The 24105-nt window shown below is 61.1% G+C and carries 15 protein-coding genes; 11 read left to right on the top strand and 4 right to left on the bottom strand.

Going from position 1 to position 24105, the window contains the following annotated elements; translation table 11 throughout:
- Positions 1 to 717: 717 nt before the first annotated feature.
- Positions 718 to 4113: an ABC transporter ATP-binding protein/permease gene (locus tag AAY81_RS00240; protein ID WP_066659921.1), complete on the bottom strand. Its 3396-nt coding sequence runs from the start codon at positions 4111 to 4113 to the stop codon at positions 718 to 720.
- Between the two features lie 174 nt (positions 4114 to 4287).
- Here AAY81_RS00240 and AAY81_RS00235 point away from each other — a divergent pair, with 174 nt between their 5' ends.
- The 4 genes from AAY81_RS00235 (at position 4288) to AAY81_RS00220 (ending at position 9225) form a co-directional block, all read left to right on the top strand.
- A complete protein-coding gene (locus AAY81_RS00235; protein WP_066659919.1) occupies positions 4288 to 5451 on the top strand; it encodes an exonuclease SbcCD subunit D in 1164 nt (387 codons plus the stop codon).
- Positions 5448 to 8243 (top strand): AAA family ATPase, encoded by a 2796-nt coding sequence (locus AAY81_RS00230; protein WP_066659917.1) that lies wholly within the window; start codon positions 5448 to 5450, stop codon positions 8241 to 8243. The genes AAY81_RS00235 and AAY81_RS00230 overlap by 4 nt, the downstream gene beginning before the upstream one ends.
- A gap of 91 nt (positions 8244 to 8334) precedes the next feature.
- Positions 8335 to 8775 carry a MarR family winged helix-turn-helix transcriptional regulator gene (locus AAY81_RS00225; RefSeq protein ID WP_066659914.1) on the top strand — a complete coding sequence of 147 codons (441 nt, stop codon included), beginning with the start codon at positions 8335 to 8337 and terminating at the stop codon, positions 8773 to 8775.
- A gap of 33 nt (positions 8776 to 8808) precedes the next feature.
- On the top strand, positions 8809 to 9225 hold the full coding sequence (locus AAY81_RS00220) for a PaaI family thioesterase (protein WP_066659911.1): 417 nt from the start codon (positions 8809 to 8811) through the stop codon (positions 9223 to 9225).
- A 3-nt stretch (positions 9226 to 9228) separates the two neighbouring features.
- On the opposite strand, the gene AAY81_RS00215 is transcribed toward AAY81_RS00220, so the two are convergent.
- Complete coding sequence (locus tag AAY81_RS00215) at positions 9229 to 11361, bottom strand: DUF7657 domain-containing protein (protein WP_066659909.1); 2133 nt, start codon at positions 11359 to 11361, stop codon at positions 9229 to 9231.
- 248 nt (positions 11362 to 11609) lie between these two features.
- On the opposite strand from AAY81_RS00215, the gene AAY81_RS00210 reads away from it, so the two are divergent.
- On the top strand, positions 11610 to 12785 hold the full coding sequence (locus AAY81_RS00210) for an iron-containing alcohol dehydrogenase (protein WP_066659906.1): 1176 nt from the start codon (positions 11610 to 11612) through the stop codon (positions 12783 to 12785).
- A 14-nt stretch (positions 12786 to 12799) separates the two neighbouring features.
- Positions 12800 to 13432: an IMPACT family protein gene (locus AAY81_RS00205; RefSeq protein ID WP_066659903.1), complete on the top strand. Its 633-nt coding sequence runs from the start codon at positions 12800 to 12802 to the stop codon at positions 13430 to 13432.
- Positions 13433 to 13506: 74 nt separating this feature from the next.
- Here the strand turns inward: AAY81_RS00205 and mscL are convergent, their stop codons facing one another.
- Together mscL and AAY81_RS00195 are read right to left on the bottom strand one after the other, a co-directional pair.
- The gene (mscL, locus tag AAY81_RS00200) at positions 13507 to 13929 is read right to left on the bottom strand and encodes a large conductance mechanosensitive channel protein MscL (RefSeq protein ID WP_066659901.1); all 423 of its coding nucleotides are present in this window, start codon (positions 13927 to 13929) and stop codon (positions 13507 to 13509) included.
- Positions 13930 to 14041: 112 nt separating this feature from the next.
- The gene (locus AAY81_RS00195; protein ID WP_240480595.1) at positions 14042 to 14380 is read right to left on the bottom strand and encodes a winged helix-turn-helix transcriptional regulator; all 339 of its coding nucleotides are present in this window, start codon (positions 14378 to 14380) and stop codon (positions 14042 to 14044) included.
- A 138-nt stretch (positions 14381 to 14518) separates the two neighbouring features.
- Between AAY81_RS00195 and AAY81_RS00190 the strand changes: the two genes are divergently transcribed.
- The 5 genes from AAY81_RS00190 to AAY81_RS00170 all read left to right on the top strand — a co-directional run bounded on the left by AAY81_RS00190 (position 14519) and on the right by AAY81_RS00170 (position 24017).
- On the top strand, positions 14519 to 14710 hold the full coding sequence (locus tag AAY81_RS00190; RefSeq protein WP_066659895.1) for a hypothetical protein: 192 nt from the start codon (positions 14519 to 14521) through the stop codon (positions 14708 to 14710).
- A gap of 63 nt (positions 14711 to 14773) precedes the next feature.
- Positions 14774 to 15838 carry a radical SAM/SPASM domain protein, ACGX system gene (gene acgM, locus AAY81_RS00185; protein WP_066659892.1) on the top strand — a complete coding sequence of 355 codons (1065 nt, stop codon included), beginning with the start codon at positions 14774 to 14776 and terminating at the stop codon, positions 15836 to 15838.
- Between the two features lie 50 nt (positions 15839 to 15888).
- Positions 15889 to 16866, top strand: coding sequence for a zinc-binding dehydrogenase (locus AAY81_RS00180; protein WP_143117299.1), 978 nt, complete (start codon positions 15889 to 15891; stop codon positions 16864 to 16866).
- 908 nt (positions 16867 to 17774) lie between these two features.
- On the top strand, positions 17775 to 20618 hold the full coding sequence (locus tag AAY81_RS00175; RefSeq protein WP_066659890.1) for a PD-(D/E)XK nuclease family protein: 2844 nt from the start codon (positions 17775 to 17777) through the stop codon (positions 20616 to 20618).
- A gap of 6 nt (positions 20619 to 20624) precedes the next feature.
- Entirely contained in the window at positions 20625 to 24017 is a 3393-nt protein-coding gene (locus AAY81_RS00170) for a UvrD-helicase domain-containing protein (protein WP_169815763.1), read from the top strand.
- Positions 24018 to 24105: the final 88 nt, after the last annotated feature.

Raw genomic sequence — 24105 nt, 5'->3', positions numbered from 1 at the left:
ACCAGGGCGCGAGCGAAACGAACGCCCGCGGGGTTGTCTACGACCCGGCGAGCGGAACCCCGTCGCAGCAGGGCGCGCAGCGAAGCGTCCGCGCCCGTGGCCCCACGGCCCCAACCAACTCGCGGCAGGGCGAGAGCGCAGCGAATCGCCCGTGGATACGCCCCAGCCGATCGGAACCCCGTCGCAGCAGGGCGAACAGCGAAGCGCCTTCGCCCGTGAGGCCGCCCGCCGCAAGCGGGACCCGTCCACAGCAGGGCGCGCAGCGAAGCGTCCGCGCCCGTGAGGCAACCCCGCGACCCGGCGAGCGGGACCCACTCGCAACAGGGCAGACCGCGCAGCGCGTCCGCCCGTGAGGTTGGCCACAACCGGCCCCGGGTTCCGCAACCCGCAACACGCAGCGGCGGGGCGGGCGAGCCCCTGCGGTACCCTGTGAACACCAACCAAAGCGCTGATTCCCGGGGTTGGGGCCGCGGGCGAAGAGAACCCGAAGGCGCAAGCCGAAGGGTTCTCGCCGCCCACGGCCCCAACCCCGGGACAGCGCCAGTACAAAACTCCTGAACAGCGCAGCGCACGAGCACGGCTTAACCCCTCAGAACCAAAAAGGTCCCGAGGGAAACACCCCTCGGGACCAAGCAACCCCACAACACCGCCGTGCGAGCAGCGGAGCGAGGCGTGCCGCAGGGGCTCGCCCGCCCCGCCGCGGACGGGTTGATTGCCCTACTCTGTGCGCAACGCCTCCACAGGATCGCGACGACTCGCGTTGCCCGAGGGGATCAGCCCCGCGACGAACGTGAGCAGCACGCTCACGCCGATGAGCACGAGACCCGATACCCAGGGCAAAATCATCACGTTCTCGACGTCGAACGATGCGGCAACAATCGCGTTGACGGGTATGCTCACCAGCACCACGAAGCCAATGGCGAACACGCCGGCGATCAGGCCCTCGATGATGGTTTCGGCGTTGAATACATTGGCAACATTGCCCTTGCTGGCGCCCATGGCGCGCAGGATGCCAATCTCCTTCTTGCGTTCGAGCACAGAAATGTAAGTAATGATGCCGATCATGATGGAGCTCACCACGAGCGAAATGCTCACGAAAGCAATGAGCACGATGCTGATCATGTTCACGATGTCGGTAACCGAGCTCATGAGCGTACCGGCGATGTCGCTGTACTGGATGGTGCGACTGTCATTGCCCTCGTCGGTCATACGCTGGTTGTAGCCATCGATGATGGAAAGCACTTTCTCCTTCGCGGCGAAGTCCTTCGGGTAGATGCCAATGGATTCGGGGTTGTCCAAGCTGGCGTACCCCAGCTTCTCCAGGTTGCCGTCGTACGTGAGCTCATCGGCATTCATGTAGTTGGTCAGCAGCGACACCAGGTCTTCCTGAGTCATGTTGAACTGGATGGCCTGCGCGAAGGCGTCGGCGTCGAAGGAAAACGCACTCTGCAGGCTATCCGACAGGCCCGACATCTGGCTGGTAAGCGAACTGCCAATGGCCGAGGAGAGCTGCGATCCCAGCTGACCCGTTGCCGCCGCCATCTGCGTGGCCATCTGCGTGGCCATTTCAGTGGCCATGGCTTGCGCAGCCTGGGAAATCAGATTGCCCATAGCCTGCTGCATGTAGGGGGCGTACTGGTTGGTCATGTAGTCCTGCATGGCGGTTTGCAGAGCCTCACCATACGCCTGACCCATGAGCGCATTCAGCTGGGCAACCTGTTGCTGCACCGATTCGGTTTGCAGATACGCAGCCCAATATTGCTGCATCTTCGCGGAATCCTGGAAATCGGCAAGCGTGCCTCCCTGCGCAATCACATAGGGCGCAAAGCCTCCGGTGATTTGCCCGGAAACGGCCGTTATGGCTGCACGCTGCTCATCGTTAATCGAAGGATTCATCTGCGAGAAATCGGGCTGCGGCGCATTCGCGATGAGCGCGGCCATGGTATCGGAATCGAAGAGACCCGACATATCCACTCCGCTCATATCAAGCGAACTCGCATCAAGGGAAAGCCCGCTCAAATCCATGCTCGACATATCCATGCCGCTTAGGTCCATGCCCGAGAAATCGAGGGAACTCGAATCGAACCCGAATGCGTTCGACAACGCCTCCTCGTCGACCTTGAACATCGAGCTCATATCGAAATCGGACGCCTGACTATCCTGCAGCTCCTCGAACGTCTTGCCCGTAAACACATCCACGTCGGGGCTCGCAAGCTGCTGCTTCACGATATCGGAGGACGAAGCCATCTCCATGAGCTTCTGCGTGAGCTCGGGCGTATACGCCACGCCCTCGTTGAGGACCGCGGAGCTGGATGCGGAAGCGGGCTTCACCACGCCCACGACCTTCAAGTCGATGCCCTGGTTGACCTGCTCCTTCATGTACTCTTCGTCTTTGCTCATATCGGTCCAGGTGCCCTGCTCCTCGTTGTATCGGTACATGGAGCTTGCGGGAACCACCTTGAACGACAGGTTCAGCGCATCGTCGTACGTGAAGTCGCCCGACGTTTCGGGAACGACCACCTCTTCGCCATTCAATGCCTGCTTGACCATGTCCTCCATGACCGAGGTGTCATACACGCCCAGGCTGTAGAGGGTGTAATCGCTAATGGCCCCCGAGGAATTGAGCACGAGTATGGCTTCGTTGTAGTTTTCGGGCCAACGCCCGGCAACTACGTCCATCTGATCTTCGAGCATTTCGCGATTGTCGAGCATCTCATCGAACGACGACATGCCCGAGCTGCTGGAGAGAGCACTCGAGGAGATGCCGTTCTGGAAGACCGACTTCATGGACGAGGGATTGAGCTGCGTTACGCCCGAAGACGTATCGGGTGAGAAGGCATTTACCTCGATACCGTAATCGTACTGAATGGTGTTCACGTACTCGTCGATGCCGCTTTCGCCACTTTCCAGGTACTGCTTGAACGCGGAAAGGTCGTTGTTCTTCACCTTGGCGAACATGTCGGTCATGATGGTGGACTCGGGAATGCTGTTCGACGTAGAGAACTCCCCGTCGCCCGATCCTTCCGAATCGCTGCCCGTGGTATAGCCCATGGTGGCCGTGAGCAGGCTCGATACGTCGAAGCTGCTCTTGGTTACCGTAAGCGGATAGCTGGTAAGCGCCTCTTCCTCGGTATCCAGGATGTAATTGTTCACGCCGTTGGAAAGCGCCAAGATGGCGGCAATGCCAATGATGCCGATGCTTCCCGCAAATGCGGTAAGGAACGTACGCCCCTTCTTCGTCATGAGGTTATTGAACGAAAGAGCAAGCGCGGTAAGGAAGCCCATCGAGGCCTTCTTTTCCTTGCCGCCTGCACCCTGCCCAGGGTCGTCCACATGCACGGCAGTTGCCGCATTGAGCGCAGCGGCAGTAGCGGCGGCGCGCGCCGCTTCGTTGGCGGGGTCCGGAACGCCCACGATAGCCGAATCGTTGAACGGATTGAACGCATCGCTATCGCTGATGATGCAACCATCGGCCAGGCGCACGATGCGCGTAGCGTACTCTTCGGCCAGTTCGGGATTGTGCGTAACCATGATGACCAGGCGGTCGTCGGCAACCTTCTTCAGGATGTCCATAACCTGGATGCCCGTTTCAGTGTCGAGTGCACCCGTAGGCTCGTCGGCCAACACGATATCGGGGTTGTTCACCAACGCGCGGGCGATGGCAACGCGCTGCATCTGACCACCGGAAAGCTGGCTAGGCTTCTTATGCAAATGATCGCCCAGACCCACTTCCGCCAGAGCATCAGCAGCACGGCGCTTTCGCTCCGCGCGCCCCACACCCGAAAGCGTCAGCGCTAGCTCGACATTCGAGAGAATGGTCTGATGAGGAATGAGATTGTAGCTTTGAAATACGAAGCCAATACGATGGTTGCGATAGGTGTCCCAATCGCTCGAACGGTAATCTTTGGTAGACGTGCCGTTGATGACGATATCGCCACCATCAGCATGATCCAAGCCACCCAGAATATTCAGCAGCGTGGTCTTGCCCGAACCCGAGGGACCCAAAACCGCCACGAACTCGTTATCGCGGAAGTTCAGTGTCACGCCGTCGAGCGCCTTCTGCACGAAATCGCCCGTCTTGTAGGACCTTCTCAAGCCCTTTACTTCAATCATGCGATACCAACCCATCCTAGACCGCATGTGCTCTATTCAATCGCACACTAGACAATATTGGGGACCCATTATAGAAAGACATAGCATCGCAGATGACCCCAGCAGAACTCTGCAACCGAATCGCCATCTTTCACATGGCATAATGGAGGCTCGACACAACTATCGAGGTGACCCATGAGATTCCTGCACACCGCAGACCTGCACATAGGCAAACGCGTTCGCGGCTTTTCGCTAAAGGAAGAGCAGGAACGCGCACTGGAGCATATCGTGCGCATCGCATGCGAAAAACGCGTTGATGCCATCGTGGTGGCGGGAGACATATACGACAAGCCCGTGCCCCCTACCTGGGCACTTGGTGCTCTCGAACACTTCCTGGAGCAGGCAACCGATGCGGGCATCACCGTCATCATGATTGCCGGCAACCATGACAGCGCCGAGCGCCTTGCCTTCGGTGCCCGCTTCATGAGCGCCGAACGCGTATGCATTGCCCAGCCCTTTTCGGGCGAACCGCAGTTCATCGACATGGAATCCGCCACGGGCGCAGCGCGCTTTCACCTGATTCCCTTCGTGCGGCCCGTGCACGTACGCGCGGCTTATCCCAACGAGGCGGAGTCCATCGCCAGCTACACCGATGCGCTGGCATGCGCCGCGCACCATCAGCCACTGCGCAGCGATGCAGCAAATGTGCTGGTAGCGCACCAATTCGTGGTGGACGGCGAAACCAAGCCCGAAACGTGCGAATCGGAAACCATCGTGGTTGGCGGGCTCGACAGCGTGGAGGCGCGCGTGTTCGATGCGTTCGACTACGTGGCGCTGGGCCATATTCACGGACCGCAGCGCGTGCGCCGCGATACCGTGCGCTACAGCGGCAGCCTGTACCCGTATTCGTTTTCCGAAGCGGGCAGGCAAAAGCACGTGGACATCGTGGACATAGACGAATCAGGAAATGCGCAGGTCACCAGCGTGCCGCTTCCCGAGGAGCGAACCCTTCGCGAAGTACGCTGCACCTTCGAAGACCTGCGAGCGGCCGCGCAGACCGACGCGCACGCAGATGACTACCTTCACATCACGCTCGAAGACGAGGCGCTCATGGATGCCATGGCGAAGGTGCGCGAATTCTACCCGAACGTCATGCAACTCGACTTCGCACACGATGCGGAGGCGTTCACTGGCAATACGCAGGAAGTGGCGCATAACGTGCGGAAACGCGATCCCCTTTCGGTCGTGAGCGACTACTACGAACAGCAGGCCGGCGAAGCGCTTTCGGAACAGCAACGCGAATTGCTGCACGTCATCATCGAGGAAGCACGCGAGGAAGAGGAAGGGGGCGCCCAATGAGGCCGCTGGAACTAGACATGGCCGCATTCGGCCCCTACCCCAAGGAAGAGCATATCGACTTCGATGCGATCAACAGCGGCATCTTCCTCATCTGCGGCCCCACCGGCAGCGGCAAGACGATGCTGTTCGACGCCATTAAGTACGCGCTCTTCGGCCAAACATCGGGGCAGCGTCGCTCGGAAAACACCCTGGCCAGCGCTTTTGCCGACCCCGCCACGGAACCCTACGTGCAGCTGCGCTTCACGCACGGCGGGAACACGTACGCCGTGCGCCGCACGCCGCCCCACAGAAGCCCAAAGAAGCGCGGAACCGGATTCACCGAGCGCCCTGCAACGGCCGAGCTTACCTGCGAAGACGATGGCAGCGTGCTAGCCAGCAAGCCCACCGACGTCAACGCGGCCATCGAGGACATGCTCGGCATCAGCGCAAATCAGTTCAGCCAAATCGTCATGATCGCGCAAGGCGACTTCAGCCAGCTGCTCACCGCCGACACGAAGCAGCGCGGCAACATCTTCCGCCGCATCTTCGGCACACAGCTCTACGAGCGCGTGCAAAGCATGCTCTCCGACCGCAAGAACGCCCTGGAAAAGCAGGTTGCCTCGCTGGAAGACAAGGCCCGTTCGCACGTGGAGCGCATCGTCGCAGCCGAGGGTGACCCCGCCTTCTATCTGGAATCATGGCAAGCAGCAGAGCGCATCCTGCCGCTCTGCCCCACCATCATCGAAGCGCTGGAGCGCTCCCTGCAGGCCGACAAGGAACGCAACGCCGCCGAAACCGCCGAGGGCAAGCGCCTCGCCGAAGAAAAGGCGAAGGTCGACCAGACGCTTGGCGAAGCCAAGGGCATCGAGGACGCCCGCCGAGGATGCGCGGAGGCGCAAGCCTACCTTGCCGAACACGAAGAACCACTCGCCAAGGCGCAGGAACTCTACGAACGGCTTGAAGCGGGCAGCGCCCAACGCGCCAAGCAGGAGGAATTCCTTACGCAGTTCACGCAGCAAAGCGAAAAGCTCGCCTCGCTGGCGGCACAAAGCGCATCTGCAGCGAAAGCCGAAGAGGCTGCACGTGCGCGCCTGGCAACAGCGCAAACGGAACGCGAAGAGGCGCGCAATACGGCGGACGCTCTTCGCGCGCAGGTCGACAAGCTCGCCGATGCCGCTGCCGAAGTGCAGAAGGCGCAAACTGCGCTCGACGACGCTCTGCGCAAGGAGCATGACGCGCGCGAAGCTCAACGCGCACGCAAGGCACTCGCAGGCAAGCAAGCGGCCAAGGAACGCGCTTCGCAAGCGTATTCCCTGGCAGATGCCGAGTACAAGAGCGCACGACAAGCCGCTGACGAGGCTGAAGACGCATTCCTCGCCGCCCAGGCAGGCATCTTGGCACGCACGCTTGCCGCAGGTGACGCATGCCCCGTATGCGGATCGACCGAGCACCCCCACAAGGCCACGCTCACCGAAGGGGCACCCACGCAGGAGCACGTCGACGCGCTGAAGGCAGCGAAAGACGAGGCAGCCGCGAACCGACAAAGCGCTTCGCAAGAAGCGGCGGCGGCGAACGCGGCATGCAGCGCCGCCGAAACGGCCTTCCTGGCCCAGGTAGAACGCGTATGCGGCACCACCCCGGCAACCGTAGACGAAGCAGAAGCCATCCTGCAGGATGCCGCAGGCTCCATCGAGGGCCATGCGCAGGCAGCCGAACGAGAACTGCGCGCCGCACAGGAAAGCAATCGCCATGCCGAGAGCCTGCGAGCCAAGGAGCGCGCGGCACGTGAAGCGCTCGCCGCCGCCGAAGACGCGCTCGCAAAGGCACGCGAGGCGCATCAGGTAGCGCACACGGCCGCAGCCACCGCCCAAGCGGCGCACGAAACGGAGCGTATCTCCTTCGACGAACAGGTAAAACGCCACCTGGGCTCCGACGTCGCGGATACGCAGGAGAGCATCGCGCAGCTCGCGAATGACCTTGCCGAGGAAACGAAGCGCTATGAGCACGCCAAGGCGGATTACCGCACGCGCAAGGAAGCATTCGACCAAGCCAAGGCACGCACGGAAACCTATGCCAAGCAGATCGACGGCAAGCCGGAAATAGCGCTCGACCCCCTGCGCGAACAGGCGGCAAAGCTCCAAGAGCTCATCGAGGAACAGCGCAACGCCTACGTGAACACCCGCCATCGCATCAAGACGAACGAGGAAATCGCCCGCGCCCTTTCCGACCTCGTGGCACGCGGTGCCAACGCTGACAACGAGTACGCCACCATCGCACGGCTGGCGGACCTGGCAAGCGGCAACGGCGCAGGGCGCGCCGGAAAGCTTTCCCTGGAAACCTACGTGCAGGCCCTCTACTTCGAAACGGTGCTTGCCGCCGCAAACGAGCGCCTGACCATCATGTCGGAAGGTCGCTACGCGCTCGAACGGCGCACCACGAGCACAGACAACCGCAGCAGGACCGGCCTGGACATGAACGTGCGCGACGCCTACACCGGCACCAGCCGCGATGTAAACACGCTTTCCGGCGGCGAAAGCTTCCTCACGTCCCTATCCCTGGCCCTGGGCTTTTCCGACGTCATCCAACGCGAAGCAGGTGGCATACAGCTTGATTGCATGTTCATCGACGAGGGATTCGGATCGCTCGACCCCGATACGCTGGAACTCGCCCTGCGCATCTTCGACGAGCTTAGCCGCGACGACCGTATGGTGGGCATCATTTCCCACATCGACGAACTGCGCGAGCGTATCGAGAATCAGATTGTCGTGCAGAAAAGTCATAATGGAAGTAACATTTCGATGAAAACCCTCTAAAACCAATTCAATTTTGTACTCTATAATGACTTCAAATACATTGAACGTAACGGCAAATACGCGTCCCAACCTTCAGGAAGCACGGTGAATCATGGCATACGACCAGCTCAAACTTGAAAACCAGCTTTGCTTCCCCCTCTACGCCGCCGCGCGCGACGTGGTGAAGCACTACAAGCCGCACCTCGATAAGCTGGGCATTACCTATACGCAGTACATCACCCTCATGGTCCTGTGGGAACAGGAAAGTGCGTCGGTAAAGCAACTGGGGCAGCGCCTGCACCTCGACAGCGGCACGCTTACGCCGCTCTGCAAGAAGCTGGAGTCAAAGGGCCTGGTAGAACGCGTGCGCGACAAGCGTGACGAGCGCAACGTCATTGTGAAGCTCACCGCCGAGGGCCGCGCAATGGAAAAGGAAGCCGCGAAGATCCCCAACGAAATGTCTGCATGCGTGCCCCTCACCAAGGAAGAAGCTTCAACGCTCTACAGCCTGCTCTACAAGACGATGGAAGGCCTCGACGCCTCCGACGAATAGGTATCACGCGAAACAACGCGCTGGGAGGACCACATGGACAACGCCACACTGCTTGAGAAGCTCCGCTGCAACATTCCGCCGCAGCAGGAACTGCAAGATGCCATCGTTATCGACGAGGTACCCAAGCCGGGTTACGTGCGATTCACCGTAGACGTGCCCACGTCGTTCTCGAACTACCACGGCGGCATCCATGGAGGCATGGGATACTTCATCGGCGAAATCGGCTGCGGATTCGCAACGTATTCGCTCGGCTTCAACAACGTATGTCAAACGGCAACTATCAACTTCATCAAGGCCGTGCCCTGCTGCACGGTTGTCGTGGAAACGGAGCCCATCCACGCAGGACGCTCCACCGCGGTGATTCGCGTCACCTCGCGCCAGGCGGAAACGGGCAAGCTGCTGTTTCAGTCCACCCACACCATGTTCCTGCTGGGCCCCATTCAGGACTAAACGCTACAGCTTGTACACCTTGAGATCGGTCCCCTCGACGGATCCAACGAGCTGCGGAGCATCGGACGACCCTGCCAGCGCTATCAGGTCGGAAGACGTGAGCCAGTAGCTCACGCCCAGCGCACGCGCGTCGGCCAGGGCAAGGCGCGCCGTGAAGCAGTCGGCACGCGTCGTCTCGAATTCGCACGCGCCATCCGTGGCCTCAATAGCTATCCACGCATATCGGTTATACGCATCAACAAAGCTTCCATCAGGGTCGATGGTGCTCCAGTATGAAATATGGGGGTAGGTGGAAACGCCCGCAGGACACGGAATGCCCTGAGCAATGACGAGCTGCGATTGCCACGGCGCATCGGCAATCCACGTGCCGGCTTCCTGTTCCTGAATCTGAGATGCCACGTTGCCGATGGCGCTATCCGTAAGCGAATCGGCGCCCAGCTGAAGAGGATTAACGCACAAGCCAGGCAGCGCAATGGCACAGGCAAGCACGGCTACGCAAGCACCCTCATGCAGAGCCTTTCGCCCACGCGCAAACATAACCGCAAGCACCACGACGACCCAAACGAAGACGAGCAAGGCCATCAAGCCCATGAACAGCATGCGCTTGTTCGCCGTAATCGTCTGCAACGTGCAAAACGCAATGACCACGGTGAAAAGGGCGCTCGCCCCAAGAACGACCGCCCATGCAAAGGGACGCGGTTGCGCAGGGGCCTCCCCCTGTGCTGCAAGAGCCAGCGAACGCATGAGCAGAACGATATCGAGAAACGACAGCACGAGCAAAAGACGCGTGAACGTGACGTTGCTGAGCAGGCTGATGCGCGCGAGCCATCCGGGGAATCCGATGATGCCGTACGCCGCCAAAAACGCGTACACCGCAAGCACTGCAATGAGCAGGCCATCGCGCTTGCGTACCAGCTGCACGATCGCAACGATTATCCCCAAGGGGAACAAGCCAAACATGCTCACATACTCGCATGCGTTCATGCTGCCATCGGCGGGCATGAAGTCGGCTTCGGCAATGGGCGTGAAGAGACCGTAGCCCCATCCGAACAGGTAACGAAGCACGCCACCGCCCGTTTCGAATCGAGAACCCGGATACAGCGAGGATCGCACGGCGCTAATGACGTCTTGCGCCTGGAAGAGCACAATGCCCACGAGACCGGCGAACACCAGCATGCTGCACAGGAGCGGCAGCAGATAGAACCGGAGGAAGGACGGGCGGGCGCGATTCGACCGAACGTGTCGAACGATCAGCCACACACCCATCGCGCCACATGCGTAGGCAACAGGCACTTGCCATGCAGGGTAGAGAATGAGCGCAAAGCAGCAGATAAGCCATGCAAGCAGGGCAGCCCACATCCACCTTCGGGAAAGGCGCTCGCTTTCCAGGAAGTGATGGAGGACGAGAACGAGCCCCTGTCCAAAGATGAGAAGCTCGGCCGTGCCGTTCACCGCATACCACCATTGCACGCTCTGGCTGAAGGTGACGAGCAGCGCAAAGGCAAAGCTCAGGCCACGACGATCCCGCGTGATAAGGAGCCCCATCTGCAGGGACACGAGGAACAGCGCCGCCGTACGCGCCGACCAGAAGAACGCAAGGCCATGCGAGAAGCCGAAGAAGAGATAGCCCCACAAGAAGGGACGGAAGAGCGTGGCGAGGGCCCAACACGGCTGGGCATACACCATCGTGACATCGGAGCCGTCGGCGATGGCCGTTGACCAGGCCTGGAAGCCCGTGCCCTGCTGTGCAGCAGCGAACACCGTGTTCACCGCCCATTCGTCGCTGCGCAGGGCGCGCGACATTCCCAGCAACGTGCCACGCGGAGACGTTCCGGTAAGCACGTCCCACTGCGCGAGCGAAGACCCGCTCAGGCCCACGAGCGTGCAGAGCGCAACGACCCCGATGCAGAGGGCAACGCGATGGCGAAAGAGCCACGCAAGCAATCGGCGCTGCTGGGAGATGGCCTCGAACAATACGAACGCAATAAGGGCAAGCGCGAGCACATGCAGCACGGCCGACAGGGTCACTTCACCTGCCAGCAACCCATAGCTGGCAGCCCCGCGCGACACAACGCACGCCTCGTGGAACAACTCGATATACACGGCGATGAACAGCGCGGAAACGGCGCACGCCAAAGAGAGAAGGGGGAGCTTTCGGACCCTAGAGCCACATTCCCTAACCACCTCGAGAACCAACGCTCCTCCTCTTGCACCTCATATTTTGCGAAAGCAATAGCCGCATTATACCGCCCACCCAAAGATTGCCCGTCGCCTGGGAGCGGGAAATGCGAATAACGAGTGTAATATGCCAACACCGCAACACCCAGCCGACACGCCAAGCGCGGCGGCTATACTGATACGCAAACCTCATGGAAAGGAAACGTATGGAAAACTTCGAATTCGTCTCCCCCACCCATTTCGTCTTCGGCAAGGCCGCGGAAGAAAAGGTTGGCCCCATGCTGGCGGAGCGCGGCGCGAAGAAGGTGCTGCTCACGTTTGGCGGCCAAAGCGCTCGCAAGAGCGGCCTGATCGACCGCGTCGAGGCATCGCTTTCCGCAGCTGGCGTGGAGTACGTCGAACTGGGCGGCGTGCGCGCCAACCCGGAAATCGGGCTCGTGCGCGAAGGCGTTGCCATCTGCAAAGAACAGGGCATCGACTGGGTGCTCGCCGTGGGCGGCGGCTCGGTCATCGACTCCGCCAAGGCAACGGCGCTGGGTGCCTGCTACGACGGCGACGTGTGGGATTTCTACGAGACGAAGCAGGATCCGGAAGGCGTACTGCCCATCGCCGTGGTGCTCACCATTCCCGCCGCCGGAAGCGAAGGCTCCAAGAACAGCGTCATCAGCAACGACGAGCTGGGCCGCAAGACGGGCTACGGCCGCAACGAAATGCGCCCCAAGATCGCCTTCATGAACCCCGAGCTCACGTTCACGCTCCCCGCGTATCAGACGGCTGCGGGCATTACCGATATGTACTGCCACCTGCTGGAACGCTTCTTCGATGACGTGGGCAACGTGCCCGTCACCGACAACCTGAACATGTCGCTCATGAAGACCATTCGCGCCGAAGCGCCCCGCGTGCTGGTAGACCCGGAAAACTACGACGCCCGCGCGAACATCATGTGGGCTGGCATGCTGTGCCATCAGGGCCTTGCGGGCATGGGCCGTCACGAAGACTGGGCCACCCATGGCCTGGAGCATGAGCTTTCCGCGCTGAACACCAGCATCACGCATGGCGCTGGTCTGGCTGTAATGTTCCCCGCCTGGATGGAATACGTGTACAGCGAGAATCCGCAGCGCTTCATCCAGTACGGCGCCGAAGTGTTCGGCCTGGTACCCACGGGCGATGTCGACGCCGACGCCTACAACGCCATCGACGCCACGCGCGCGTTCTTCGCCAGCCTGGGCATGCCCACCACGCTCGATGAACTGGGCGTTCACGAGGAGGACATCGAGAAGATGATCCCCACGCTGCGCGCGAACAAGGGCGAGGTGTTCGGCAGCTTCATGAAGCTGACCATGGACGACGCCCGCGAGATCTACAAGATCGCGCTGGACTAGGTGCCGCACCGAACGTGGAAGGCTACAAGACCATAGAGGGGCGTGCCACGGCCGAAATCGAAGCGAAGAAAAGCCGCTTCATCGGCCAGCTCGCCCATGTCGACTCCGAAGAGGAAGCGCTCGCGTTCCTAGAGGAAATCAAGGCCGCCAATCGCATGGCGCGACACAACGTATACGCGTACATCATTCGCGCCGAGGACGGCGGTATGCCCCGCGTGCGCTATTCCGACGACGGAGAACCACAGAAAACCGCGGGTATGCCCACGCTGCAGGTGCTGCAAGGCGCCGAGCTCACAAACGTGGTATGCGTGGTCACGCGCTACTTCGGAGGCACGCTGCTGGGAACGGGCGGGCTCGTGCGCGCCTACACGCAGGCTACGCAGGAGGCCGTTCAGACCGCCACCATCGCCGTCATTTCCAGCTGCGTCGACATCGAAGTCACCATTCCCTACACGCTGCACGACCAGCTTGCGCACATCGCGGCAGCGGCGGGAGCAAAGACGGTCGACACCAGCTACACAAGCGAAGTCACCGTGCGCTTGCGCATGCTCAACGGCACGCAGGAGCCGCTGCTGCAGAAGCTCCGCGAGCTCTGCCGCGGGCAAGAATGCTTCAGCGTGACCGAACCCTTCGACGCCAGCTTCTAGCAACAATCACCAAAATGCAAAACGCCCCACCCTGCCACTGGCAAGGTGGGGCGCGCTATTCTATGTGTCGGTCGCTACTCGGAAAGCTCGCTCGTGCAATGCGGGCAGCGCGTGGCTTCGATGGCCACCTCTTCTTTGCAGAAGGGACACGTCTTCGTGGTCGGGGCTTCTTCCTCTTCCTTGCTCGCGATGCCCTTCATCTTGGCTATGCCCTTCACCAGGAAGAACACAACCAGCGCAACGAGCAGGAACGTAATAACGGCATTGATGAAGGAGCCGTAGTTGATGGAAGCCGCATTGGCACCCGTGCCCAAGGTAACCTTCATGGCCGAATAATCGATGCCACCGGTAACCAACGAAATGACGGGCATGACGACATCGCTAACGAGCGACGAGACGATGCTGGTGAACGCGCCGCCGATGATGATGCCAACGGCCATGTCCATCACATTGCCCTGAGAAGCGAACTCCTTGAATTCCTGGATGAATTTCTTCATGCCGTCCCCTTTCGAAAACTCCGCCTAACCCTTTGGCTAAGTATACTCCGCCAAACCGCCAACGGCATTCCGCAAGCTTGCACGATGCTAAAGCGAATGGGGCGCCCGGGAATTACGAACTCTTGCGCACGGTCTCCTGATAGCCAAGGCCCCATTCCTGCATGCTCGCGATGATGGGGCGCATGGAGTTGCCAACAGGGGAAAGAGCGTATTCGACGCGCACGGGGACCTCGGGATATACCGTACGCGTAATGATGCCGTCGCGTTCGAGCGCCTTCAGATTGTCGGTAAGCACTTTCTCGGAAAGACCATCGATGGAACGACACAGCTCGTTGAAGCGATAGGCGCGATCGAGCAGGCGCTGAATGATGAGGATCTTCCATTTGTTGCCGATGAGGCGCAGCGTGGTGGCAACGGGGCAGTCGGGAAGCTCGTCTACAGTGAGCATCATTAACCTTCCGTTCGGAGGGGTACTTACTTTTTGTAAGTACATAATAGATTAGTGCGTTCTTGTGGTCAAAACACTCGCCCCGTACGGTTAAGACAAGCCCCTCGCAGGGAGGGGCAGCAACCGATCAGGAGGCATGACATGAGCAAAAACCTGAAGCGCGTAGCCCTCTGGGGCATCTCTGGCGGCTGCGGTAGCGCAGACCCGAAGTGGAGCGGATGCGGCAGCGCAGACCCCAAGTCCGGCGGCTGCGGCAGCGCCGATCCGGCATGGGCGGGCTGCGGCTCGGCCGACCCGAAGTCTGGCGGCTGCGGCAGCGCAGACCCCCAGTAGGCAGGAAGGTGGGCGCGCCGCTGCCAAAGCCACAACGGCGCGCCGTTTTCCCCAGGAGGAACGATGAAACCAAGCTTCGCCATACAGTGGCACATAACCGACGAGTGCGACCAGCGCTGCAAGCACTGCTACATTTTCGCCGAGGGCGCATGCACCCACCTCGAGAGCATGCCCTACAGCAAAGTGGTGAGCGTATTCGAGCAGTGCGTTGAAATGTGCGAAGCATTCAACCGCGAGCCGTACTTCTACCTAACGGGCGGCGATCCGCTGCTGCATCCCGACTTTTGGCGCATCGCGGAACTGCTGCACAATGCAGGCGTGCGGTGGGCGATTATGGGAAACCCCTTCCATCTCACGCCCAGCGTTTGCGCTCGCCTGAAAGCCCTCGGGTGCCGTAAGTACCAGCTCTCGCTCGATGGCCTGGAACGCACACACGACGATTTCCGCATGCCGGGTTCGTTCGCGTGCACGCTCGACGCCATCGATTTGCTGAACGAGGCGGGCATTTGGACCGCCGTCATGACCACCGTATCGTCGGCGAACATGGACGAGATTCCCGACCTCATCGACCTCATGGCCGAGCGTAACGTAAGCGTATACGCATTCGGACGTTACTGCCCCACGTCGGGCGAGCGCCGCGACGAGTTCCACATCGAGCCTCTTGCGTACCGCGACTTCCTGCTGCGCTGCCAAAAACGCATCGACGCCCATGAAGCAGCCGGATGCGCCACCACGTTCCAACGCAAGGACCACCTATGGACGTTGCTGGAATGGGAGCAGGGACGCTTCCGCATTCCCGAAAACGCAGAACCGAACGGCATCTACGATGGATGCCACTGCGCAACGGGCCACATGACGATAACGCCCACCGGCGACGTATATGGATGTCGCCGCATGGAAAGCCTGGTCGGAAACGTACTAGAGGAGCATCCGCGCGACATCTTCCTAGGGGACAAGATGGAAGCGCTTCGCGATTTCGACCGCTTCGAGAAGTGCGCACACTGCGAACTGCTCGGCTGGTGCAGGGGCTGCCCCGCCGTAGCCGCTGGCTACACGGGCAACATGTACGCGCCCGACCCGCAATGCTGGAAGGACCTGGAAGATACTCCATCGACCCACGTTGCATAACCCAGCGTAATGACCGTAATTGCATGACCCGCACGAACAAGGAGCCTGCAATGCACATCCCCAAGACCATGAGCGCGCTCAAAATCGACCGCGTGACACCTGGCAGCGAAGCACGCCTAACGGAGATACCCGTACCCGAGGTCAAACCCGGATGGGCGCTCGTGCAAATAAGGGCATTCGGCCTGAACAACGCTGAACGACTTGTCCGCCTGGAGGAAATGGGCGAACCATGGATTGCGCCTTCGGTCGTCCCCGGCATCGAATGCGCTGGCGTGGTGACAAACCCCGGCGACACCGACCTTGAAGCAGATCAGCGCGTGGTGGCATGCATGGGCGGCATGGGCCGCGAATTCGACGGATCGTACGCCGAGTACGCCCTGCTCCCCCGCAAGAACATCATGCGCGTCCCCGACCATATCGACTGGCCGTGGGCGGAACTCGGAGCATTCCCCGAAACGTATCTAACCGCTTGGGGATCGCTATTCGAATGCCTGCAGCTGGAACTGGGCGATACGCTCCTCGTACGCGGCGCGACATGCGGGCTGGGGTACGCCGCAGTCCAGCTAGCCAAGGCCCTGCGCGTAAAGGTAATGGCCACGACGCACCGCACTACAAAGTTGGAACTGCTACGCCAAGCAGGAGCTAACGAAGCCATACTCGACGAAGGCCATCTAGCCGGCAAGGCAATGGGCGCGAACAAGGTGCTCGACCTGGTGGGGCCACGAGACCTCCGCGATACGCTACGCACCGTGGAACATGGCGGCATCGTATGCTCGACGGGCATACTCGGTGGCGTTTATGCATTGAACGATTTCGACCCCATCAAGGACATCCCCAACGGCGTCTACCTAACAGGCTACTTCAGCAACTACCCCACCCAAGAACTCTTCGACGCGCTGTTCGCCTTCATGGGCGACCACAACCTGCGCCCCCTCTACAACACCGCGTTCCCCTTCACCGACCTCCCCTCTGCCCTCGCCCAACAAGACGCCGGCACCGGCGGCAAAATCGTCATCGTGCACGACTAAGGGCAATCAAACAACCACCCAACCCGCAACGCGAGCTTTCGACAACGCCGAAAACGAGCGGGACGCAATCCTCAACCCGAGGCCTCGAGCTTTCGCAAAGCGAAAGCGAGCGAGACCCAATCGCCCCAACCCGAGACGGCGAGCTTTCGCCCCGCGAAAGCGAGCGGGACAACACGAACCCGACCCGCAACGGCGAGCTTTCGGCTCCGCCGAAAGCGAGCGGGGCCACAAACCCAACCCGGGATGCCGAGCTTTCGCAAAGCGAAAGCGAGCGGGATGGAGCACCCCAACCCGAAAAGGCGAGTTTTCGGCTCAGCCGAAAACGAGCGGGCATGCGGCACGCCCCACCCACAGGTCCACCAAAGCAGCTGAGAGTACAGCTGGCGAGCGCGATAGACGCGACTGGCGAAGGAGTTGGCTTCCGCCAACGACTGAAGCACGGAGCGTCTAGCGTGCCGTCAGATGCGCTCTCAGCGGACGACCCAGAAATAGAAGGCCCCCGTCCCGAGAGAGAAGGGACAGGGGCAAGAGGAGGAGGGACGTCGGAGACCGAGGGAGAGAGGGAGGAGGTGGTCTCTGCGACGCCTTTCGGATTGAACCAATCCGTCGGGCTGACGGGAAAAGATTGAGGGAGACCGTCGAACCCGATGACTGTATAATGCCAAAAAAATTGGCACTGCACAGCACCCCTAGAGGAGTATTTCCCATGCTCCCTCATAGCACGAAGAGGGTGAAAAGCCTGCTCAACCACTCATCACCCTCATATATTATGCACTATCCTCCATAGGGGATACACATTTGGTCCATTGCGGCTCCCAATTCGGCCAAAGCCGAAAAAGCCGCAGCAGTGAGCGTAACTCGGACGAAAATGGGACAGTCGGCACAGACTCGCGGGGTACAATATCAGAATGAATTCCATGTACACCATACCCACCCATCTGAACGATACGCCGGCACAGCATCGCGCCGCGATCATTCAGTCCATCCGCAGCGCGAAAGCGCAAGGGCGGCGGCCCGTGCTTCTTTGCGCAAGCTACGCGCAACAGCTTTCCTGGCAACGCACGCTCGCGCGCGAGGGCTGCGGGTTCGGCGTCGCCGTCACCACGCTACCCGCATGGGTCGAAGAGCTCTGGATGCTCCATGGCGACGGCTCCGCCATCGTCGGCCCGCTTACGCGCACGTTCGCCATGAGGCAGGCAGCGCACGAGCACGTGTGGAGCAAGAACCCCACCGAGGGAACGCTCAAGCTCCTCGAGCGATGCGCCGCCGAGGCAATGCCCTACGCAACAACGGAAGGCTGCGTCCTTTCCGCCGAAGAGCTGCACGTTGCCCAAACGGTCATCGCCTACCGGGCGCTGCTACGCGAACGCAACCTCATCGAAGCAAGCGAAGCATGCGCACTCCTGGCCCAGCGCGACGCACTTGGTGCCTATCAGCCCATCGTCGTAGACGTTGCCGAAGAGGACCTCACGCACGCGCAATGCCAACTGCTCGAGGCAGCTGGCGCCGCGGCCCAGTTCCACACCGCCGCACAACCCGGCAACGAAGACCGCGCAGACGAGCTGCGCAGTCTGCTTGCCATGCTCTATTGCAGGCAGAAAGACGATGCCGCCATCGCAGCGCAAGGCCACGTGCGCATGGCCTTCCCCATGGGCCCCACTGCGGAACTGCCGCTCATCGGTATCACAATCGAGCAGTTCGCACAGCAGGGCACGGTGATCGTAGCGTGCAAGAGCCCCGCGCAAGCGTTCGACGCGCTTGCTCCCGCACTCGTCGAGTCGGGCATCAGCTGCTCGTTCGCCGACCGCATGCCCTTCGGCGCAACCCCCATGGGACGCCATCTGCTCAACCTGGCTGGCCTCGTGAACGCAAGCGATACCGACCTGCTGCTGGCCGCCGACTACGCACTCAACATCTTCGCGGGCGTCAACATCGTCTCGGCGTTCCGCTCCGACCAAAGTCGCAGGAACAACCGGCTCATCCAGCCTACCGAAGTGCTTAGCAACCTGGCCAACAACGCCAGCGAATCGCTTCAGGGAGTCATCGGCCTGCTCGAAGAAGGACGCATCGACGACGCGTTCGACGTACTTGCCGCCTACGCAGCTCCCATCAGCGCCTATGGCGTTGGACCCGCAACAAACTCCCCCGCCGTGCTCGCAAAGGCGCGCGAGGCATGCCGCGAAGCCAGCAGCTGGGGCCTTTCGTGGCAGGAAGCCATTCGCTCGCTGGAAGGCGCCTCCATTCCCACGTCGCGCTCCACAAGCGAAGATACGGAAGCCACCGTGCGCTTCATCTCGCTCGAAGACTGCGCCCAACTTCCCGCCGCCTCGGCAGACACCGTTATCATCTGCAATCTCTGCGCCAACGTGTACCCCATTAAGGAACCCGAAGACGCGCTCAGCACGCTGCTGCGCACGTGGGGTTGCGTACGTCCGGCCACACCGCTCGCTACCATGCGTCGCACGTACGCGCTTGCTTGTTCGGTGGCACGGGAAACGCTCGTGCTCGAACGCGCCCTGCACGATGGCCAGACCGAAGAGCTGCAACCCGCAAGCGTCTTCGAGGAGCTCGTCGATTGCTATCGGGCCAGCCTGGCAAGCGACGTCGACACGAACAAGAAGCTGCGCATTCCGCAATCGCTCGTACCATTCGCAGCGGTGCGCGGCGAGGAAGCCCTGGTGGCAAACGCCACGAACGGCGCCCTAGCCACCGAGCGGGAAGCCGACGCACCCGTGATCGGAGAAATCGATGCGAGCGCTCGCTCCTTCATCACCCTCGGGCAGAACCGCGGGCAGGAAACAAGCGACCTCCTGGCTCTTTCGCCCTCGCAAATCGAAAGCTACCTGGAATGCCCCTACCAGTGGTTCGCCAAGCGCCGCCTAAAACTCGACACGCTCGAAGAATCCTTTAGCAAGGTCGAACGCGGCAACTTCATCCATAGTACGCTGGAGCATTTTTATGCACGCTTCCAGCAGACCATCGCGCCCAAGGTCACTGAGGAAACGCTCGAGGACGCCCGCAACCTCATGCAGGTGGTCTTCGAGGAAACGGCGCAGCACCAGTTCGAAAAGAGCCCGGGCAAGGGCCGCTACGTGCCCATCACGGAATCGGAGCGCCGCGCACGCGACGCCATCCTGCCCATGCTGCAGGACTACTTGGAATACGAAACGATGCTGCTGCCCTCGTTCACGCCCCAGTACTACGAATGGCGATATGGCGATGCCGAGCCATTTACCTATGCCGGATGCACCATCTGCGGCAGTGTCGACCGAATCGACGTCGACGAGCAAGGGCGCGCATTCGTCATCGACTACAAGTCGTCTCTCTCCAAGGCATATCGCCTGCACGAGAAACCCGCGAAAGACGAACCGGCGCCAACCACATTCGTGCTGCCCCACAAGATGCAGGCACTCATGTATGCGAAGGTCGTGCGCGACCTGCTGGGCCTGCAGGTGGTAGGAACGCTGTACCTCAACCCGCTCACCTGCGAAATCCAAGGCGCCTACGACTCCCGCATCATTGGGCTCGAAGAGCTGCCCTTCAAGAAGGGCGCCGACGCCACTTGCGCGCAGGTACCCTGGTGCGATGTCCGCACCTTCGACGAGCTCATCAACCGCAGCGAGCAACTCGTTGCGCAACGCATAGAGGAATTGGCGCAGGGCGTGATCCACGCGCAGCCCATCTGCAAAGACGCCTGCAAGTACTGCCCCGTGGGCAACTGCACGGAACGCCTGGAGAAGCGGAGTATATAAATGGATATGACTGGCTACAAACCAGGGCAGTACAACGCAATCACCTACCTCGAAGGCCCGCTGCTCATCTGCGCGGGCGCAGGCAGCGGCAAGACGTTCACGCTTACACAACGCGTGGCGTGGTCGCTCCTGCCTGGCTCGGGAAAAGACGGCAAACCCTTCCTCGATTCCATCGACCAGGCCCTCATCATCACCTACACCAACAAAGCCGCAGGTGAAATTAAGGACCGCGTGCGCCAGGTGCTGCGCAAGGAGGGCATGGTGGAGGAGGCCCTGAAGGTTGACGCCGCCTGGATCTCCACGATTCACAGCATGTGCGGGCGCATCCTGCGCGAGCACGCCCTGGAGCTGGGCATCGATCCGGCCTTCAAGCTCGTCATGGGCGACGAACAAGCACGCGCGCTTGAGCAGGCCATAGAGACCGTGCTCGTGCGCATACGCGAAGAAGGCGATACGCGCTTCGACGCGCTCATCAACGAAGCCGACATCGACAACGTGCGCAGCATGGTGGGCAGGGTTCTGAACACGGCCGCCAGCCAGACCAAGGGGCTCCAGGCGTTCGACCTGGGCCCGAAGGCCACCGACGCGGGCAAGCTCGCCCGCGAGCTGCTGGGGCTCTGCGAAGACCTGCAGGTTGCCGGCACCGACAAGAACAAGGAAACCGCCGAAAAGCTCGCCGACGACCTGCGCGATATGCTCCAATCCGGCGAGGTTTCGTCGAGCGCGCTTGCCGACATCCTGGATGGCGTAAACAAGCGCGGCCTGGGCGGCAAGAAGGCCACCGACCTCAAGGACTGCATTGCGGAATGCGCGGGCATCTGCAAGGCAGAAGCCCAGGTGCCGCACATGGAAGCGCTCATGCTTCTGGCCACCGAAGTCGATGAGGCGTATCACGACCGGCTCGCCGCGCAGGCGTACATCGACACGGGCGATCTCATCCGGACCACGCTGCGCGCGTTCCGCGAGCACCCCAATATCGCGAAGGAATACACCGAACGATTCCGCCTGATCATGGTGGACGAATTCCAAGACACGAGCCAGCTGCAGATCGACATGATCGAGCAAATCGCCGGCCCCGCCAAGACGCACCTGTGCACCGTAGGCGACTCGCAGCAGAGCATCTACCGCTTCCAAGGTGCCGACGTCGAAGTGTACCTGCGCCACAAGCAGGACATGCTGGGGCTTTCCCCCGTTGCCGCCCATCGCGAGGAGCTGGGGCACAACTTCCGCAGCCACGGCGATGTGCTTGCATTCGTGCGCGCCGTCTGCGGACGCAAGGGATACTTCACCGAAGACTTCCTCGACCTGGAGGCGGCAACCGAAGGCAGGCCGTGGAGGGGCGAAGGTCCGCGCATCGAGGTCATGCTCACCGAGTACCCCTCCAAAGGCGGGAAGGATTTCGCCACCCAAAAGGAAGCCGAGCTCATCGCGCAGCGCTTCAGGAGCCTCGCCGACGCAGGCCACAGCCCCGGAGAAATGGTCATCCTCATGGGGGCCACGTCCGCGGCGGGCGTCTACGCCCAGGCCGTGCGCGACCAGGGCATGGAATGCGTCATTACGGGCGGCTCGAAGTTCTTCGAAGGCGAACACGTGCGCACGTGCCAGCGCCTGCTGAAGGTACTGGCCAACCCGCATGACACGGAAAGCCTGTTCGTAGTGCTCAGCAGCGACGTCCTGCCCGTGTCCTCCACCGACCTTCTGTATCTGGCCACGTACAAGACCGAGCCGCAAGGCACCTACATCAGGCAGAACCTTTCCAAGGGCCTGCTCTACGATGACCGTGCGCCCATGGCACAGTCCCCGCTTATGGAGCATGCCGGAACGGTGCTGCGCCATGCCTGGGACAAGCTGGGCGTCGTGGAACCGGGCAAGCTCTTCCTGGAAACCGTCGTCGAATCCGGCTGGCTTTCGCGCCTGGAGGCAAAGGGCGCCGAAGGCCGTGCGCAAGCAGCCGACATCCTGAAGTTCGCGCGTATGGTCAGCGACAAGGCGAGCGAAAACGGCTACGACATGGCCCGCTGCGCGCAGGCCATGAGCGATGCCGCGCAGCTGGGAGGCGAAAAACCGGGAGCGCTTTCCACGGAAGAATCCAAGGCCGTGCGCATCATGACCGTGCATTCCTCGAAGGGCCTGGAATTCCCCATCGTTGCCGTCGTCGACTGCTACGAAACGCGCGATCGCGGGGAAAAGCCCGCGGTACTCGCCGACGAGGGCACCGTATTCGCAGCATTCTCCACGAGCGGCATCAAGTCCGACGAAGAGGACGATTTCAGCATCCACGACGCACGGAACCAGCTCGAGCACGCAAGCGCCATCAAGCGCATCAACGCGGAACGCGAATACGAGGAGAAGAAGCGCCTCTTCTACGTGGCCGCCACGCGTGCCAGCGCTGGCCTTATCGTGTGCATGAAGCACGCGATCACGAAAGAAGGCACGTACAAGCAGGTGCTGGGCGACATCCTGGCAGGCCTTTGCCCTGGCCAGCCCGACTTCCCCGCTTCCAGTTGCACCTTGGAATACGGCGGCAGCGAGCCGCTCGCATTCACGCGCAACCGGGTGTATGACCCCGACAAGGAAGAGACGGAAGAAGACACCATCGAGAGCAAAGAGGGTGCCGTGGAAGAACCCGCTCCTGAGCAGGAAGAGCGCGAGGAAACGCTCGTCATTCCGCACTTCTCGTTCCCACCCCAGCCCCGCACGGTAGCGGTGAGCATGCACGACGATTTCTTCTCGTACTCGTCCATCGCCCCGGAAGGTTCCCATGGCGTTGTGCATGCGCACGAAGAGGAACCCGCCGGCGAACCCGCAGAGCCCATCGAGCCCACAAGCAGCGACCAGCCCGCCAGCGATGCCGACAAGGCTACGTCGTTCGGGTCGGCGCTGCACATGGCCTGCGAATGGCTCGCCCTGCAGGAAAGCATTCCTTCAGAAGCGGACATAACCGAAACGCTTGAACGCTTCGCCGCAGCTTGGGGCGTTTTCGACGTCGAACGCCTACGCAAGGCCTTTACGCGCTGGCTACGCTCAGACATCAAGGAGCGCAGCTTCGCGTATGCACATCACGACCCCGAAGTACCCTTCAGTGCTGCCATTGGTGAGCGTATCCTGGAAGGCGAAATCGACCTGCTCTGCTACGACGATGCAGCCTCTAGCGCGCTTATCGTGGACTACAAGACGGGTGGCAGCCAGGCGGAAACGTCTGCAGCCCTGCACGACAAGCACCTGCTTCAGGCGCAATGCTACGCCTATGCCGCACTGCAGGCAGGGTTTGCCCAGGTAGAAGCTCACTTTGTACGCGTTGAGCAGGAAGATGCAGCTCGCTCGGGACAGCCTCAGGAAGTGGTGTACTCCTTCGAGAAATCCGATTTCGAAGAGCTTCGAGCGATCATCGAACAATAGGATTTGCGCTTCGTACACCCCAGGATATACCGCGTGGTACACCCTGGGGTGTATTGTCACGCGCGCACTGTGACCGCTTCGTGATAGG

It is taken from the genome of Denitrobacterium detoxificans, from assembly GCF_001643775.1.
GTDB classification, from domain to species: domain Bacteria; phylum Actinomycetota; class Coriobacteriia; order Coriobacteriales; family Eggerthellaceae; genus Denitrobacterium; species Denitrobacterium detoxificans.
This window is presented reverse-complemented; position numbering and strand designations above follow the sequence as displayed.

What these genes read in the sequence shown, in the direction of transcription:
- AAY81_RS00190 (WP_066659895.1), top strand. Translation starts at nt 14,519, where the DNA reads ATGAGCAAAAACCTGAAGCGCGTAGCCCTCTGGGGCATCTCTGGCGGC.
- AAY81_RS00240 (WP_066659921.1), bottom strand. Translation starts at nt 4,113, where the DNA reads ATGATTGAAGTAAAGGGCTTGAGAAGGTCCTACAAGACGGGCGATTTC.
- AAY81_RS00235 (WP_066659919.1), top strand. Translation starts at nt 4,288, where the DNA reads ATGAGATTCCTGCACACCGCAGACCTGCACATAGGCAAACGCGTTCGC.
- AAY81_RS00230 (WP_066659917.1), top strand. Translation starts at nt 5,448, where the DNA reads ATGAGGCCGCTGGAACTAGACATGGCCGCATTCGGCCCCTACCCCAAG.
- AAY81_RS00225 (WP_066659914.1), top strand. Translation starts at nt 8,335, where the DNA reads ATGGCATACGACCAGCTCAAACTTGAAAACCAGCTTTGCTTCCCCCTC.
- AAY81_RS00170 (WP_169815763.1), top strand. Translation starts at nt 20,625, where the DNA reads ATGACTGGCTACAAACCAGGGCAGTACAACGCAATCACCTACCTCGAA.
- AAY81_RS00220 (WP_066659911.1), top strand. Translation starts at nt 8,809, where the DNA reads ATGGACAACGCCACACTGCTTGAGAAGCTCCGCTGCAACATTCCGCCG.
- AAY81_RS00175 (WP_066659890.1), top strand. Translation starts at nt 17,775, where the DNA reads ATGAATTCCATGTACACCATACCCACCCATCTGAACGATACGCCGGCA.
- AAY81_RS00180 (WP_143117299.1), top strand. Translation starts at nt 15,889, where the DNA reads ATGCACATCCCCAAGACCATGAGCGCGCTCAAAATCGACCGCGTGACA.
- acgM (WP_066659892.1), top strand. Translation starts at nt 14,774, where the DNA reads ATGAAACCAAGCTTCGCCATACAGTGGCACATAACCGACGAGTGCGAC.
- AAY81_RS00195 (WP_240480595.1), bottom strand. Translation starts at nt 14,380, where the DNA reads ATGATGCTCACTGTAGACGAGCTTCCCGACTGCCCCGTTGCCACCACG.
- mscL (WP_066659901.1), bottom strand. Translation starts at nt 13,929, where the DNA reads ATGAAGAAATTCATCCAGGAATTCAAGGAGTTCGCTTCTCAGGGCAAT.
- AAY81_RS00210 (WP_066659906.1), top strand. Translation starts at nt 11,610, where the DNA reads ATGGAAAACTTCGAATTCGTCTCCCCCACCCATTTCGTCTTCGGCAAG.